Consider the following 17,057-nt stretch of genomic DNA (forward strand, 5'->3'; position numbering starts at 1 on the left):
GATCTTGCTTCGCGCCGTCGCTTAAGTCGGACACGATGGTCCATTGCCGCCCCCGATGTACTGAACACAATGCGCCAAAACCGCACTTTTCGCCATATGCTGTGGGAAAAGCTCGGCTAACCCGTCCGTGTCAAAACCCGGCTAAGTTCAAGCCACTAAGGGTGTTCCTGCCGCGGCACAAGGCCTCCAGACGCTTGGATCGCCGAACGAGCACGAATGACACTGACGTCGACCGCTGGAAATGCTTCAGTGGCTGGCAAAGAATTTGTCGCGGAGCTTCCGAATATGCAATTATTCGGGGAAAGAACATCCAAAGCAAGCCGGGGGCGACGATGGGGTGGGTGCTTGCGGGCGTGGCGTTGGCCGCCTGGTTTTTCTACCGCGCCGTAAAGAATAAGGAACGGAGCGTTCAGCCACCCCAGCTGCGCGAGTTCGCCGCAACGCGTAGCAGCTTCGCCGAAGATCCACCTCAGGCCCGAGCCAGAGAGGCGTGGATCGATCCTCGAATTAACCCCGATCCAAGATTCACTGGAGGCCCAGACCAGAGGGACCGGCGTCTGCCAGCGCCGTCGGCGCCAGATAGCGACAGGCTTTCTGCGATCAGGACTCCCGCTCGATGGATTCCGTCCGGCGAGAGCGTGCGGGTGGGCGAAATGACCATCGGCGCTGGCATGTTTTATCTCGGCGGAGCCTTCACTGGAACGACTTCGGACCGCGGAACCAATTGCCTTGTGGATCCGTCGTGCACGGTCGCCCCGTCGGGCAGCGATCTATCGGGCAGCCTCCTACCTTATTGGCCGTCATATTCGAACATTCCACCCATCGCCAGGCGGACTTATCTCGACTGGCTTGCGGGCGGAAGGAACGATCCGAGGATCGGCATAGGATATGTCTTTTTGTTTTTCTACGGCCTTGAGCGTCGCCTGTTCGTGGACGCCGCCAAAGACGAGACGCCTGCATTGATCGCGGAGGTCAGGCGCCTCCTTGCCCTCCACGGCGAAAATCATTCGTTCAAGAACTACGCGTCGAAATTCCTTGACGTTGCGGAGCTCGTCAAAGGTCCGGAAATCTCTCGCCCGCCACTCTCGCCCGATCTCAGGAACGGGTACGAGATGCCGTTACCCGTCAGGCTCCATCTAGGGCGCAAACTTGCCTCAGCGATTTCTTTCGACGGTACGGACGCACTCCTCTGGGTGTTGTCGCTTCCGGACACTTATCTGCGAACGCCTGCGACGAGATGTTTCGATGAACTTGCCGAGCTCTGGCAAATGCGGTTCGCTTTTCGCTACCCGCAAGGACTCAAGGTCAATCCGCCGAAAACTAAGCTCAAGATCGAATATCATGCGGCGTGCGGCGGCTTTGACTGTAGGCTCGACCTATCCGACAGCGACACCGGGCCACTCCCCGACATCGCCGCGATTTCCGCACCCCTCGAAGGCCTGAGGGATCTCCTAAACGCGTGCACGGATGAACTCGCCTCGTACAGTCGTCTCCTGGGGAAAAGTCCAGAAGCGAAGGGCACGATCGAGGCCGCTTTCCTGTTGCCGAAGGAGATGTTGACATCGCCTTCGGTAATGGGAAGCGCCGTGCTTGAGCGTATCGAACATCTTTTCGGGGGCCGCAACATTGCGGGGGTCAGAGTAGGTCAACTGGCCAAGGCATTGGGAGTGGAGACCCCACCGAAAGGCAAACTTCCCTCCGGGTTCTGCAATCAAGTCGGAGCCTTCATGGACAAGCTTGATGTAGGGTTCGAGCCAGACCGGAGATACGGCGCCCGGAATCTTGATGCCGATGGTTATGTCCTGCTGTTCAAGGCGAAAGACGGGGCGCCGGTAGATAGCGAGGCTCCAAGCTACGCTTCTGCCAGGGCCATGGTCGAAGTCGCTGCGCTTGCAGCCGCTTCAGACGGGAAGATCGAGACTAGTGAATTCGAATCGATCAAGAGCGACATTCGGTCGGTTCCCGGCCTCGGCGGAATTGAGCGCGCCAGGCTGATGGCTTATGCGAGCACGCTGCTGAAGGATGCCCCCGCCCGGCAATCTGCTATGCAGAGGTTGCGCAGTGTTAAAGCCGAGGCGCGCGACGGCGCGATTAGATCGGCCACGTCGGCGGTGCTCGCGGATGGACATGCCGCTCCGGACGAGGTGAAGTTTCTCGAGCGCTTATACAAAACGCTCGGGTATCCAGTGGAGGATCTATATTCCGCGCTTCATCGCGGTTCGGTAGTCCTGGACGAGCCCATAGCCGTCACACCGGAAACACGGACGGGCGGTGTTCCCATTCCCGCCGAAGCCTCGGCAGCCAAAGCATCCGGCATACGGCTCGACGTCGCGCGGCTCGAACGGATAAAGTCGGAGACGTCAGCGGTTTCCCAACTTCTTGCAGGCATCTTTGTCGAAGACGAGCCGCTTTCTCTGCCGCCGGCTCCGATGGAGGCGACCCAGCGAGGAGACTCGAGGTTTGAAGGCCTTGATGCGGCTCATGCCGAACTGCTTTCCTGCCTTCTCGGAGTCGGTGAGCTAGGCCGTGACGCATTCGAAGACGTGGCGCGGAAACTGCGGCTGTTGCCGGACGGCGCGGTCGAAACGATAAATGAATGGGGCTTCGACAAGTTCGACGAAGCGATCCTCGACGGAGAGGAGCACATTGTGGTCGTTGAACACGTTCGAATGGAACTGCAAAGGGCGGGAGCGGAGAGATGACGACAGGAACGACCATCAAGTCACGCGACCGCGACGTCATCCTTCAGGCGCTTGCCGCCGGCGTCGTCCCAAAGACGGGACTTCGCCACGTGCAGGTCGGAAGGGCTGCGGAAGTGGGAGCCTTGGTCCGGGATATTGACCGCCTGTCAGATGGCGGTGCGGCGATCCGATTCGTTATCGGCGAGTACGGCGCGGGGAAGACATTCTTCCTGAATCTCGTCCGCTTGATAGCGCTCGAACGGAAATGCGTGACCATCCATGCCGACCTTGGGCCCGACCGCAGGATTCATGCGTCCGCCGGCCAAGCGAGGGGACTCTATGCCGAGGCTGTCCGGAACATGGCCACCCGGACGAAGCCCGAGGGAGGCGCGCTGGCGAGCGTTGTCGAGCGTTTCGTGACTGACTGCATGAACGAAGCGGGAAGGAAAAGCGTGCCTGTCGAGCGCGTCATAGACGAACGCCTGGCTCATCTGCAGGAGGAGGTCGGCGGCTATGACTATGCGACTGTGTTGAAAGCCTACTGGCGCGGCAGCGAGGAGGGCGACGAGGTCCTCAAGACATCAGCGCTTCGGTGGCTGCGCGGCGAGTATTCAACGAAGACAGAAGCAAGGCAGGCGCTGGGCGTCAGGACCATCATCGATGACAACGACATTTATGACGCGCTGAAATTGCTCGCGGCATTCGTCAAGCTCGCCGGCTATGCCGGCCTGCTCGTTGTCTTCGATGAAATGGTGAACTTGTACAAGCTCCAGAGCGCCCAGGCACGCAATCAGAACTTTGAGCAAATTCTGCGCATGCTCAACGACGTCCTTCAGGGGAATTTCGGCGGCATCGGCTTCGTGTTCGGTGGCACCCCCGAATTCCTCATGGACACTCGCCGGGGCCTTTACAGTTACGCCGCACTGCAGTCGCGTCTCGCGGAGAACGCCTTCGCGACGAACGGGCTCGTCGACCTGTCCGGCCCTGTGCTTCGCTTGCAGAGCCTTACGCCCGAGGACCTCCTTATTCTCTTGTCCAATATCCGGTCAGTGTTCGCACATGGCGATCCGGCAACTCATCTGGTACCGGATGAGGCGCTTCCCGCGTTCATGGAACATTGCAGCAAACACGTCGGCGAGGCTTATTTCAGGACGCCTCGCAACACGATTAAGGCGTTCGTCCAGTTGTTGGCGGTTCTTGAGCAGAACCCTGGAACAGGATGGGAAAGTCTTCTCGGGCGTGTCGAAGTCGCGCCCGACGTTGAGAACCCGTCAGCCGACGAAAGCGAAGGCGGCGCCGAGGGCGGGGATGAGAATCTTGCCAGCATCAGGCTCTGAGGACCGTTCCGGCTTCGACAGGCTCCACGAGACGATCCGGCGCTGGATTTGGGAACAAAAGTGGGAGGAACTGCGCGACGTCCAGGACAAGGCAATCGCCGCGATCCTGAACGGCGAGAACGACGTCCTGATCGCTGCCGCTACCGCAGCCGGAAAAACGGAAGCCGCTTTCCTGCCGATCCTCACGAAGGTTGCTGATCGGAAGGAACGTGGTTTTTCCGTCCTGTATGTCAGCCCTCTGAAGGCCCTCATCAACGATCAGTTCCGCCGCCTCGATGGCCTATGCGAGCGGATGGAGATCGACGTAGTCCGCTGGCATGGAGACGCTCCGCAGTCTGCCAAGCAGCGAGCGAGGCGCGACCCGCGCGGACTCGTCCTGATCACTCCGGAATCCATCGAGGCGATGCTGCTCCGTCACCCGGGTGACGCGAAGGCGATGTTGGCTTCGCTGGATTTCATTGTCATCGATGAATTGCATGCTTTCCTCAACGGACCTCGGGGGCTGCACCTCGCTAGCCTTCTCCGTCGGCTGGACGATTTGGCCGCGAAGCCGGCGAGGCGTGTCGGCCTTTCGGCCACGATCGGCGACCTTGTCGTCGCCGCGCGCTGGCTCCGGCCCGAGAACCCTTCTTCGTTAGTGATCGTTGAATCCGCAGCCGATTCACCGGAACTCCGTCTTCAGATTAGGGCGTACGCCGATTCCGAGGAGGTCGAAGACTCCGATGGCCTTGAGAACGAAGAAGGACCCCCAACCGCCCTCGATCTGATTGCTGACCATGTCTTTGCGAACTTGCGGGGATCCAACAACCTTGCCTTCGCCGGATCCAGAAAGCGAGTGGAGGCGTTGGCCGACCGGCTCCGCACCCGGTCCGAAATGGCGGCCGTGCCGAACGAATTCTTCCCGCATCACGGGAGCTTGTCGAAGGAACTTAGAGAGGAGCTTGAGGACAGGCTGAAGAAAGGCAGTGTTCCCACCACGGGCGTGGCGACGACGACCCTCGAGCTCGGGATCGACATTGGGTCGGTCAAGTCAGTGGCGCAGATCGGCGCGCCGCGGTCGCTGGCGTCACTGCGCCAGAGGCTTGGCCGCAGCGGACGCCGTCGTGGCGTCCCGGCCGTTCTCCGAATCTATGTGCGCGAGCGAAGCCTCGATGCAGATTCCGATCCTCTAGATCAGCTGAGGTTGGAGACGGTGCGGGCAACTGCCTCGGTCCGGCTCCTGATTGAACGGTTCGTTGAGCCTCCGTCCATATCCAGCGCCACAGCGACCGTAGCGCTTCACCAAACGCTTTCGCTGATTGTTCAGGAAGGCGGCGTGCGTGCTGACCGGCTGTTCCGATTGCTATGCGGTGCCGGGCCGTTGTCCGCGCTCAACAAGACTGACTACGTGGAGCTTCTCCGGTCGATGGCATCGCCGGAACAAAGGCTGATCGAGCAAGCACCGGACGGAACGATCATGCTTGGCGAGATCGGCGAACGGCTCACGGCCGCACGTGATTTCTACGCCGTTTTCTCGACGGACGAGGAGTGGCGGCTGGTCTCCGGAGGGCACACGCTGGGGACGATCCCTGTCTCCAATCCGGTCGGGGTCGGCGCCGTGATTTCGTTCGCGGGCCAGCGGTGGCGCATCGTCGCCGTGGACGACCGAGGAAAAGTGATCGAGGTTGAAAGGCACCGATCAGGGAAGATCCCAAAATTCGACGCCCTTATGAATGAACCGGTTCACGACCGGCTCGCGGCCGAAATGCAGGCAGTTCTGTCGTCGACGGAAATCCCTGTCTATCTCGATGGAGCCGCAACCGATTTCCTTGAGCAGGGAAGGGTGGTTTACAAACTGTTGGGGCTGGATCAATCACGATTTCTGCAGGCAGGGAAGGACACCCATATCCTCACGTGGAGAGGTACGGACGCGAATTCGGTCTTAGCCTTCGCTCTGGTTTCGGCTGGCCTTGAATGCGTGGTTCTCGACGTCGGCGTCACCGTCATCGAGACAACGTCTGATGAAGCTGCAGCAATCCTTCGGCAGGTTGCCGAGCGCCCGCCGGACATTCAATCGATCGCGGGTTTCGTGGAGAACCTTCGGACAGCGAAATTCGACGAGATAGTGCCGGAAACCTTGCTGCGGCGCTTGTGGGCGAGGGCACATTCAAGAATCGGAGAAGACCTCGGGATGATGGCAGGGGAAGTGCTCGCGTCCAGGAATTGAAGCTTTAACCGATTGCAAGCATGCAAAAAAGACGCCCACAATTCGACTTGCTTGCTGAGGTCGACAGCGTGCTGCCGATGTGGACCTTGATAGCTCTGTCGGCATTGGCCTAAGCACGTTCCGCAAATGGACATACCGAGAGGCCTGCGAGCCTGTCGGGGTTCAGCAACACCTCTGCCTCTCCCCGATCCGACGAAACTGTAAGGATGTCGCCTTTGTAAATGACCGCCTGCGCCAGCACGGGACGGGGCACTTGTATCCCACGATGGCCCTGCGCAAAAGCTTCCGCCACCGCCATGGCTGTTGTCCAAGAGATTCCTTTGACGCGGGAGCGCGAACAGCCTCGATAGACCGTCACCTGCTCCGGTAGGGCGGAATAGAATTCCTTATCCTCGCATCCCAGGAACTCTCCACAATGGCCAGCCCTCTCCAATAGCTGGATGGCTCTTCGTCCGTGTTCCCACGTGACGTCGCAGCTTGACCAAACTTGATGGAAAATCGACCAGAAAACCGCCGGCTCTTAGAGATTGGCCAAGCCATCCAGCAGGTCGAGCAGACCAGCGAGACGGGTTGTCGAAGAGTACCGCCGGAAGAGGTGGCGTACCTGACAATCTACCGTGTCCGAACTCGCTTGGTCGGTGTCGTCATGCTGTTGCATCATTTCCCCTCGTTCCAAGCGAGCACCTTTTCAAAACAAACTTGATACAATGATGCGGGAGGATTTCTTTCCACGCAACGGGGGGTAGCAATTCGGATTGCTGACGGTACCCACGCATATCGGCGTTTCCGCTAGCACGAACTGCTATCCGTGGCTTGCGCTGTCAAAGACTCAGATCGGATCTGAGAATGCTGGCGCAGCGAGCCGACTGCAGACAAAAGCTGCCGAGTTACTTAACGTTAGGAGGCCGGCATTCAATTCAGATTTGTCGTCGGCAACTGGATCACCGAGCACATCTCGAGATATCGGCAGAACGCATTGGCAAGCTGCATCTGTCGTGGCGTCCTGCATTCCGCTTCGAACACCTGAGGTGAAGCCACGAGAATTGACAGGCATTTGGCCCGTGACGTTGCTACGTTGAAGCGATTAAGGCTGTAAAGGAAATCCATGCCTCGCGGAGCGTCTGCGTGAGTTGAAGTTGCCATCGAATAAATCGCAATCGGCGCCTCCTGACCCTGAAACTTGTCCACCGTACCTACCCTGGCGCTGGGCAGGCGCTGTTGGATTTCAAAGACCTGCGCGTTGTATGGCGTGATGATTAGAATATCATCTGGCGTGATTGGAGCCTCTTTCCCGTCCCGATCGACCCAACGCGTATTCGACTGCAGGATGTGGTTTACGAGGTCGCGGATGACGACAGCCTCTTCCGGGGAGGAGTTCTGATTTCCGCTGTGGCTTACCGGGATGTGCCGCAGGCCGGACCCTTGTATCGGACCGCTTGATACGATCTGGCCGTCAAGGCCGTCCTTTGATTTCAGTTTGCCCTCATAGAACAGCTCCGATGTGAAAGCGCATATATCGGGGTGGAGCCGCCAGGTCTCTTCGAGAAACAGCCCTTGCCCGGCGGCGATCGTTTTCCCGCCGGCGAGAATGTGATTCAGCGCCGACACGTCGGTTCCATCCGGATGACTTCCCTGCATCGGTTGATCCAACTGCTGAGGATCGCCAAGCAAAACAACCGTGTGTGCTGCCTGCGAAACCGCCAGCACGTTTGCGAGGGACATCTGTGCCGCTTCGTCCACGACGAGAACGTCGATAGATGCAAACGCATCGGCCCGTGACCAGAGAAAGCTCGTTCCTCCGGCGACCTTGCATGGCCCGCTCAACGCTCCATACACGTCGACATTGTTCTTCGCGAAGAGCAAGCGGTGCTGATTGGCTTCCACCTCTTTCGGCTTCACGATGCACGTCAGGTCGACGTCTAATTCGTCTGCTGCCTCGATGACCTTGTCGATCAGGTTCCTGATGACTTTGTGGCTGTTTGCGGTGATCCCGACGGTCTTACCTTCGCGAACAAGCGCGCATACCATCCGCGCACCGGTGAATGATTTACCAGTGCCCGGGGGACCTTGTATGGGGAAGATGCCGCCGTCGAACAGCGTGGCAACCCGCATCGCCGCGGCCAAGGTAGTCTCCCCATCGGTCTTGATCGGCTCACCCCCCAGACGCGGCGCCAGGCGCAGCAGCAGATCGCGCGCCGCGCAATATGAACCTTCGCCAGCTAGCCCATGGTCTGCCACGTATTCGCCGATACGCACGAGAGAATTGGCCTGTTCATCAGAACCGAAATTCTTGGAGCCGTAGATCGCCTGGGGATGAACACCGACGGACTTGCCTGCCTTCTTGATGTCGATCGTACGGTTCTGTTGCGATACCGCAACCGTGGTTCCAATCTTGTCGCCACCGACATTGTGCAGGTCGTCCTCCACGCGAATGTCTGTTTCCTGCGGGATAAATGAATAGCGGTGCGTCGGAAGCTTTCCAGCCCCAGGGACTTCGCCGAGGAAGGTGAGGCCCGACAGGCCGCTGCGTTCATCCATCAGCTCTTCTGCCGACAGATCGCGAAGGCGAAAGAACTCCCACCACGTCGCCTTTGCTTCGCGCCGATGCCAATCGAGAATGTTGGCGAGTATCCATCGCGCGTGCTGCTCGGCGTCGCGCTCTTCCGGGTCGGCCGGCACGTTCGCGGTTAGCCGCTCGATCAGCGGCCCGATCTTCGCGAGCCATGCCGTGACATTTTCGCTCGCTGTTTCGTCGCCAGGCTGCGGCCGGGCAATGATTTCACCAGCAGCGATCGCCTGTGAGCGAAGCATTTCCAGCCAGTCACGAAGAAACTGCGTCGATATGCAATCGTCGCGGTTGTAGCTCTCGACCACCGATCGGTCTTCTTCGCGAATTTTGTCCGGATGTCCGAGTTCTAGGCTCGACTGGAGACTGAGCAGTGCAACGTTTGCATCCTGAAGTGCTGTTTCGCGCGCGTACCCATAAAACGGTTCCAGCCTTTTGATCGAATAGCTCTCAACGCTAGCGCGAAGGCCGTTGCGGACTATGCCGTAAAGGTCGACGAACAGCTTCGATCGCAGCATGTTGTCGAATTCTTCCTCCCGCGTTGCGTAGCGGCCCATCAGCCGTTTCAGAGCCCCAGGCTCGTAAGGAGCGTAATGGTAGACGTGCAGTTCCGGATAAGCCTCACGACGCTTGTTTACGAAGTCTATAAACGCTTCGAACGCCAGCTTCTCGTCGGCGCGGGTGAAAGCCCAATCTCCGACGTATGTCCATTCGCCCTCTTCATTTCTGAAATGATATCCAAAGAGGTACTCGAGCCCGTGTTCGCCGACGAACGGGTCGCCTTCGAGGTCAAGGAAGACATCTCCGTCCGAGGGTTCCGGAAGGCACGACAGTCCGAAGCCTGCTTCGACAGGAAGGAGCTCGAAACCGAGGTTGCCGCTGGCTCTAGCCTCTACCTGCAGGCGCGCTTGCTCGCGGACGCGCACGTAGGAATGAGCCGAACCGCGCTCGGGCTTCCATTGCAGGGGCAGGGGCATGGCGGCTAGCGATTCCATCGCGCCAACGCCACGGGTTTTCAACTCGTTGATCTGCACTTTTGATATGCCGGCGACGAGACACAGGTGATCGTCGGCTCGGCGCCGCTTGTCACACTGCGTGCTCCAGCGGCAAACGTCGCAGTGACTGTTGGGGTCAGGATACGTGTCGGAGCCGGCCGCTGAATCGACGGACAGCTCAAGCCCGGATTTAGCCCTGCGATAGAATGCGCCGTAATCGGCGAAGCGGTACTGCTGTGGCTTAAAATCCGCCCATGGCGGAACCACGTGCATGAGTTCAGGTGCCAGACCCTGAGCGCCGGCGAGCAGATCGGAATAGAGGCAAAGCTGAAGGACGGTACCCCCCTTTGTCTCGCGCGCCAACTTGGTGTCGACTGCCTCATAGGACCAGAGTCCAAGAGCTGACGGTGTCTCAACGCGGAGAAGCACGTCCGTTCGACCGCTCCACCGTCCGTTCAATAGAGCTCCTTGGACGATGGCAGCCGTTCCGGCGCGCATTGCATCGAGTGTCTGTCCGGCGGCCTCCACCGTGATGTCAACGCCTTCAATGCGCACCGCGTCGAGGCCAGAGTTCTTCAGATGGTCGATATACGCTTGCTCGTGAAGCGCACCTCGTTCCCGAAGGATTTCAAGAAACGGATCGTAAGAAGCTGGCTTGGCGAGCGTGCCTCGAGCGACTGCCAAGTCTAGGCTCGTGAGATGGCGGCAATTCAGATGGCCGACCAAGTCGGTCGCACTGAGCTGGATTCTGTGCCCCGACTGTCTCATGACGCGAGCTCAGAGAAATCGGCGCTTCGACCAAAAGGAGATGGAGCCCCGACGATGATTTTTGTCGCTGTCATGACAAGGCTGCCGAGTTCTCGATTGTTGTGCGTAATACCTGGGAAAATGGAAACCGAGAGCACTTCACCGGAAAGAGCCTGCGCGTCCGGGGAAGGGCGCGATGGTGCCACCGCTGCTGCTCTTTTTCATGTGTCTGCGCCGCCGATGACCTCCGGACACTTGCAAGGGGAATATCCCACTTGCCACAGTCGGGGTTGAACAAGCCGCGAAGACGAAAATATCGGTCGATACGGACAAAGTCTTTAGTATTCATGGAGGCGACAACGGCACGGTGGGCGATCGCCGTCGCTGCGATCGCGAGGTCTTGCCCCGGCTTCTTAGCGTTGCTGCAAGGCACCCAAAGGTCCTGCAAAGCAGGAATCAGCGTCATGTCTGCATAGAGTTGAGCAACGGCGGCATCCATCGCAAGAAAGATCACATCGGACTCCAGCAGTGATTTCAACCATTTTGCAAGGCTGGCAGCCCGTGATTCATCCTTAGATTTGAGCATGGAAATTCCCCTCTGTATTTCAAATACCGCGCTGAAAGGAATGGCGATAGGGGCGCGAAGACTACCAACCCAGTCAACGACTTTCTGATTGGGCCGCTTGTGGGCCAATGCGCTCAGCACGTTCGTGTCGAGCACGTACATTGTCGATCGTGGGCTCACAGGAACTGTCCGTGATGTTAAGGTGCGGAACTCATATTTAAGAGTCACCGGCAATCCGTTAATGAGCCGGGCGACAGGAGGTTTTGAATGGGGCGTGCTCCCCGCGATCAGGTAGCATCGGGCAAGCGGACCAAAGTCTGGAACGTGCGCGAAGCCCGCGAACGGTTTGATGACCTTCTCGCGGCAGCGGCGCAGAACGGCCCCCAGACGGTCCGCGACAATCGACGCTTGTTCAAAGTCACCCTTGAGCGGGCTGGATCGTCTCCTATTGCGAAAGGCCTTCTCTCGAAAGGAGGGCCTCTGGAGACAACGGACGTCCTGGAAGATTGAATTCTCTATTGTGAGTCTGGTCATGCCGTTGGAATCGCTTTTTAGAAGCCGTCGCTGAGTTGCGGACCCGCGATTGATTGAGAGAACTTTTGGTTTCGTTTCCCACGGGGGCGCGGGAATAAGTTTGCTTATCCTTGCAAGACAACATGAGCGGGCCCAAAAGTAGCCAGTGAGGAACCAGGCTAAGAACGATTTCGGATTATTTGACAGCTCTCGACAAAATCGATCGGCCCTTCAAATTTTATCGACGTTATTGATGCCGCCGAAGGGGGTTGGCAGCCACAAGTCCGCTCGCAACCGGAGAGGGCAACGTGGACTTCAACGAGACCCAGTCATACGAAAACGTGGCCGACGGGCCGGAAGGCACCGGGGCGGCGCCAGCTGACACCCAAAGCGCACGGCTGCACGCAATCAAGGAGCGTGTGCGCACTCGGCAAAAGGCAATGACTAAAGCGTTTCTGGATATCGCGTCGGAGCTCAACGTGGCGCGCACCGAACTGCCTGAATCCAAGCTGAAGGCATTTCTCGTATCCGAGTGCGGCCTGAATCGAAGCGATCTCCGGACCTATCTGAAATTCACCGAGGTCCTTGGGGCTCATCGCGAGACGATCATGAAGGGGGCCGTTTCCTTCGCCACCATCAAAGCCCTGGTCGCGGCTCCGACAGCTGTCAGGGACGAAGTCGTCGAGAAGATCTCGCTAGGAAGTTTCGTGGCTTCAAGCGACGTCGCAGCAGTCAGGCGTCGCCATGTCAACGATGCAAAGGATCCTGGTGTCGAGCAGGAACGCCGACGCCGGAAGGCGCTGCGTTCAGCGGCGGAATTGAAAGCGCAGTCGAAGGTCGAATCCTTCGGCGAGCAGTTTCTGCCGTTCGCGCAATCCCTCATCGATTTCTACAACGACGGTTACGACGATACCCGCTCACGCGACGATTTGATCGACAATCGCATTTCGCTCATGCAGGAAGCTGGCGATTGTCTGGCCCGTTTCGAGGAACTTTTCGATACGGCAGCGCTTCCGGCCGCATGGGAGTTCCATTACCAGGGCAATCCTGACGAGACTGTTTGGCTCGCACGAGCGCACGACAGCCTGAAGAGCTTGGCCTTGGGAGAATTCCAGTCGGTCGACTCGGACAGCGGCAACCCATACGATACGAGCCACGACTTCCTCGACCGCGCCGCGGTGGAAAGCGTGCTTTGGCTTTTCAACGACAACGGCATTTCGCAAGAGCAGTTGAAGCACAGGAAATTGCCTGCTTCAGCCGCAAAAACGGTGATCGACCCTCCCTATCGGCTCAGCTCGATTGAAATCTGCGCTGGTGCAGGAGGCCAAGCGCTCGGACTCCACGCCGCCGGTTTCGACGCCGTCGGAATCTACGAGCAAAGCAAGAATGCGGTCGCGACCCTGAAAGCCAACAGGGCGCTCGGTCCGGTCCGGCAGGTCGACATTGCAAAAGTGGATTTTACTGCATATCGCGGAAAAATCGACCTGGTCGCCGGCGGGGTCCCCTGCCAGCCTCACTCGAGCATGGGTTTGCAGAAGGGCCACGAGGATAAACGCGATCTCTTCCTGGAGGCGGTTCGAATTGTCGGCCAAGTCGCTCCAAAAGCTTTCTTCTTCGAAAACGTCGAAGGTTTCGCCTTCCGGGCGAATTCGGCGTATCGTGCAGAACTTCATCGGCAGTTCAAAGAGCTTGGCTACGACACGCAGGTATTCAGTTTCCTTGGCTGCGACTACGGACTTGCTCAAAATCGGCCCAGAGTGGCTTTCGTCGGATTTCGGGACGTTGCCATCGGCCGCTTCCGTATGCCGCCGAGATTCCCGGAATGGAGAACGACCGTCGGCGAAGCTCTACTTGATCTCGTTGCTGCAAATGGTTGGGGGGGCGCAGAAGATTGGGCCAGGAAAAAGGCCAACAGGATTGGCCCCACCATTGTCGGAGGTTCTGAACAATCTGGAAGGCTCGCTTTCAGCGCCAATTTGCGGAAGCAGGCCTGGCTCGATCTCGGAATCGACCCTTTAGGCCTCGCAAAAAGCGCACCGTCGGCCGACCATCCGAAAGATTCGCCGTTTCGCTTCACCATGAAAATGGGCGCTCGGCTTCAGGGCTTTCCGGACGACTGGCTGTTCTGCGGATCGCAACACCCGCAAAAACGTCAAATTGGCAACGCCCTGCCGCCAGTGATGGCGCGGGCGGTGGGCCTCGCCATCTATTCTGCCCTCACCGGAGTGAATTTTGACTACGAAAAGGCCCTGCGATCACCGCTGCCGAGCAAGCACAACGGTAGGCTGAAGCTCAACATGCTTGCACGGGTAAGCGATCAACTGGATACCGTTCCAGATCATTGCTGAGGACGTCACCCGCATTCGGGGAAGAAGCTGAAGCATTGGGATGGCAGCGCTTCATAGCCATCCTAATGTCGAAATGGGCGCCGAGCTGATTGTTGCAGTCTTCCTGGTTCGCTGCTGAGCAGCGAACCATCAGCAAAGAGATTCGCAGGGTATGCCGTCGCTGTCGCGATCGAGCTTGCCACCCCAGGAACAATTTTCCAGATACCACCGGGCCTCATCACAGGAGCTGATTTGCGAACATGTCAGCCGCGGCTGGCAAGACCAGCTTTGGGCAATTCGCGAGAACGGGCTTCGCTTTATTGAAGTCACGCCAAGAAGCGGACTGCTCTCCCTAGATGACGGCAGGCTGTTTCCGGGCAAAAAGCATAACAAGAAGCATATAGCCACGATGAACCGAATTGCTAACTGCTTCACTGTTCCCTCGAGTAGCTAGAATGTCGAATCATCGATCTGAGCGTTGAGTTCCGGTCAAACGAGTCCATAAGTTTCGGTATCAATTCGATTGTGCCAACCCACAGAACGTGCGTCAGCTTCAGAAGCAATCCCAAAACGGAAATCTTGCATAATGGATTGCGCATGACATTCAACGGAACGGCTAGAGACCGCCCGCCATGAATCCGGACACAAACGCGCTGCCAGTCGTCGATGAGCGGATGGTCGACATCCTATTGCTGGAGATGCTCCATGTCGACGACGGCTTCCGCTCTTGGTTCTGCAGCCTGATCGATCCCGGCTCCGGCACCTCTGTGTCGCTGGTTTCGGCGCGGCATTCGGTGTTCGAGACGTCTTCCGGAGAAACCGACATCGAAATCGTCTGTGCTCAGGAGGGCGCAAGCGTCGGCTACCTCATAGAAAACAAAATCTACGCACCTTTCATGCCGCGGCAACTCGAGCGCTACCGAATGCGCGGAGAGCAAGGACGGCTGTCTGGCAAATGGGCCAGCTTCCGGGTCGTCCTCATTGCCCCTCAGAAATACCTGTCGGGCCTGCGTCAGGAGGAGCGACAGTTCCTAGATATCGAGGTTCCCTACGAGACAGTCCTTGACTGGTTCGAGCAAGCTCGACGGCCCGATCTGGCCTTCAAACAGCACATGCTAGTGAAGGCCATTGCGTCCGGACGGAAAGGTTACGTGAAGCAAGCCGACAGCGCCATGACGGAATTCTGGCGCAGCTACTGGCTTCACCTTAAATCACCAGGTTCAACGATCATCATGGCCGAACCGCCTGAGAAGGGACGTGATTCGTCCTGGATCGACTTCATGGTTCCGTGGAAGGCGCCGAAGTGCAAGCTCTATCACAAGTTCAGGAAGGGTACGGTCGAGTTGGTAATCGAATGCAGGGACTCCGGGCGCGCGGAGGCACTGCTTGCTCCAATGTTGAACAAAGATATGGAGTTCGCGGCGACGAAATCCACCGCTGCAGTGTGCATCCCGGTGCCCGTTATCGACCACCACATGGCCTTCGGACTCCTGGCCGAAAGCATCAATCACGCAGTCGCGCAGCTTGAGCGCCTGCAGAACCTGGCCATATCCCCGGAATTTAAGGCGGCCGTCTCGAATCTGGGCCGTTTCCGGAATGGCCCAGACTTTGATGCAGGGGCGGCCGGTTCGGAATGACACGCACTTCAAGGCATAACGAGATGCCGGAAGCCACCGTTGCGCCGATTGTCCAGGTAGCGTGTCACCCTAAGAATCCGGTTGGGCGCGGCAGTTTACTTGGCCTTGGCTCTCCGCTTCGACGTCAGTTTTTTTATAGGTGCTGCGGGCTTCCGGCCGAGACCCGATGACTTTGCAAGCACAGAGCGGGCCGCGGAATAGTTCGGAGCCACCATGGGATAATCGCGCGGGAGCCCCCATTTCGCTCGATACTCATCAGGAGTGAGGCCAAAGTCCGTTCTGAGGTGCCGCTTCAGCGACTTGAACTTTTTTCCATCCTCCAGGCAGACGATATAATCGGGAAACACCGATCTTTTCGGATTGACCGCTGGTGCTAGTGGCGGCTGTTCAACGATTTTCGGCCGACCGAGATTTCTAAGAGTGGTGTTCACAGATGATATAAGATCTGGGAGACCAGTCACGGGTACAGCGTTGTTTTGGACAAACGCTGAAACAATATCGGCAGTCAGTTCCATCAAATCTGTGTTCCGACGATCAGTTTCTTCGTGCACGCCATCGAACTCCTTGTTGCTATCCGCTTAGGTATTGGCGCCAGTCGGATGGCGCAAGAAGCAGTCCGCCTACTCGCCCGTGGTTGGGTTTTCCATGTCTCGCCCGCTCCGCGGCCCGATGGGGCGACCAATGCGGGCCTTTATCCAATAGCAAGTTTCCCGCCAAGTTCTGATGAATTACAGGTCACCGTTCGCTAGTCGCGGTTAAGGAGATCTGGTGTTATTCGCCCATCCTTGGTCCCAGCAGGCGCCAGTTCAACGTATCCCGCTCGGTCCAGTAGCTTCATCGGGATTGATCGGCGATGCCGCACGACCGAGGCCAAACCGAAGTAGGCTGAATACGTACCCTCCATGGGGCGCATTGCTATTGCCACCCATGCCGGAGTCGCGTCCGCCCGTCGAGCCAATTCATCGACTTCGTTCCATAGAAGCGCGGTGATGTCAGCCTCCGCCTTTCCGCGTCTCTGAAGTTCTCTCCGCTGGGCAGCGGCTATCAGCACAGCGTTGTAGCAGGGGTTAATTCTGCCGTTGGTTTGGAATTCATTCCGAGACTTCACCCCTATGAGAAAACCTTGTCCGGAACGAATTGCCATGATGTCGGCATAGGGGAAGTTGATGCCCAGATTCAGATTGCGAACTTCCTCGAACCCTACTGCCCTCAAGCGCTCCTCTGCCAGTGTCTCGCCAATGCGCCCAAGTCTCGACGTGCGCTCGGCGCTAAGAATTGACGACTGCATAGCTAAGCCCCCAATAGAAGCCTCATGACAACGTAGCAGCAAAGCTCACCTGCGACAAACCTCAGCAAGGCTTTCGGAGTCTTCGACACAGTCGGGCGGGTCCAGCATATGTTATCAGTCACGGTTCCCAGTGTCGTCACTAACGCAGTCGGCAGGACCAGTTGGCATTGTGTCATGGCTAATGAAGAAAATCCG

General features: G+C 58.1%; 10 protein-coding genes. 5 read left to right on the forward strand and 5 right to left on the reverse strand.

Translation table 11 applies throughout. The features are described 5' to 3' along the window. The first annotated feature begins 332 nt into the window (after positions 1–332). Genes EN824_RS11875 through EN824_RS11885 form a run of 3 tightly spaced genes read left to right on the forward strand, consistent with a single transcriptional unit; the run spans position 333 to position 6,224 of the window. Positions 333–2,702: a TerB N-terminal domain-containing protein gene (locus EN824_RS11875; protein WP_272483016.1), complete on the forward strand. Its 2,370-nt coding sequence runs from the start codon at positions 333–335 to the stop codon at positions 2,700–2,702. Then, positions 2,699–4,018 carry an ATP-binding protein gene (locus tag EN824_RS11880; protein WP_135932290.1) on the forward strand — a complete coding sequence of 440 codons (1,320 nt, stop codon included), beginning with the start codon at positions 2,699–2,701 and terminating at the stop codon, positions 4,016–4,018. The genes EN824_RS11875 and EN824_RS11880 overlap by 4 nt, the downstream gene beginning before the upstream one ends. Next, positions 3,999–6,224 (forward strand): DEAD/DEAH box helicase, encoded by a 2,226-nt coding sequence (locus tag EN824_RS11885; RefSeq protein ID WP_245520973.1) that lies wholly within the window; start codon positions 3,999–4,001, stop codon positions 6,222–6,224. Before EN824_RS11880 ends, EN824_RS11885 begins: the two co-directional genes overlap by 20 nt. Before the next feature lie 912 nt (positions 6,225–7,136). On the opposite strand, the gene EN824_RS11890 is transcribed toward EN824_RS11885, so the two are convergent. Both EN824_RS11890 and EN824_RS35210 read right to left on the reverse strand, forming a co-directional pair. Beyond that, complete coding sequence (locus EN824_RS11890) at positions 7,137–10,553, reverse strand: TM0106 family RecB-like putative nuclease (protein ID WP_135932292.1); 3,417 nt, start codon at positions 10,551–10,553, stop codon at positions 7,137–7,139. Between the two features lie 70 nt (positions 10,554–10,623). After that, positions 10,624–11,259: a PIN domain-containing protein gene (locus EN824_RS35210; RefSeq protein ID WP_189522163.1), complete on the reverse strand. Its 636-nt coding sequence runs from the start codon at positions 11,257–11,259 to the stop codon at positions 10,624–10,626. A gap of 659 nt (positions 11,260–11,918) precedes the next feature. Here EN824_RS35210 and dcm point away from each other — a divergent pair. Beyond that, complete coding sequence (gene dcm, locus EN824_RS11900) at positions 11,919–13,958, forward strand: DNA (cytosine-5-)-methyltransferase (RefSeq protein ID WP_135932294.1); 2,040 nt, start codon at positions 11,919–11,921, stop codon at positions 13,956–13,958. Positions 13,959–14,087: 129 nt separating this feature from the next. Here the strand turns inward: dcm and EN824_RS36650 are convergent, their stop codons facing one another. Next, positions 14,088–14,372: an excalibur calcium-binding domain-containing protein gene (locus EN824_RS36650; protein WP_135932295.1), complete on the reverse strand. Its 285-nt coding sequence runs from the start codon at positions 14,370–14,372 to the stop codon at positions 14,088–14,090. A gap of 197 nt (positions 14,373–14,569) precedes the next feature. On the opposite strand from EN824_RS36650, the gene EN824_RS11910 reads away from it, so the two are divergent. Then, positions 14,570–15,574, forward strand: coding sequence for a hypothetical protein (locus tag EN824_RS11910; protein WP_135932296.1), 1,005 nt, complete (start codon positions 14,570–14,572; stop codon positions 15,572–15,574). Between the two features lie 95 nt (positions 15,575–15,669). Here the strand turns inward: EN824_RS11910 and EN824_RS11915 are convergent, their stop codons facing one another. Both EN824_RS11915 and EN824_RS11920 read right to left on the reverse strand, forming a co-directional pair. After that, positions 15,670–16,089: a MucR family transcriptional regulator gene (locus EN824_RS11915; protein ID WP_135932297.1), complete on the reverse strand. Its 420-nt coding sequence runs from the start codon at positions 16,087–16,089 to the stop codon at positions 15,670–15,672. 230 nt (positions 16,090–16,319) lie between these two features. Next, a complete protein-coding gene (locus EN824_RS11920; protein WP_135932298.1) occupies positions 16,320–16,862 on the reverse strand; it encodes a hypothetical protein in 543 nt (180 codons plus the stop codon). Positions 16,863–17,057: the final 195 nt, after the last annotated feature.

Source organism: Mesorhizobium sp. M8A.F.Ca.ET.181.01.1.1 (assembly GCF_004792025.1).
Taxonomy (GTDB): Bacteria; Pseudomonadota; Alphaproteobacteria; order Rhizobiales; family Rhizobiaceae; genus Mesorhizobium.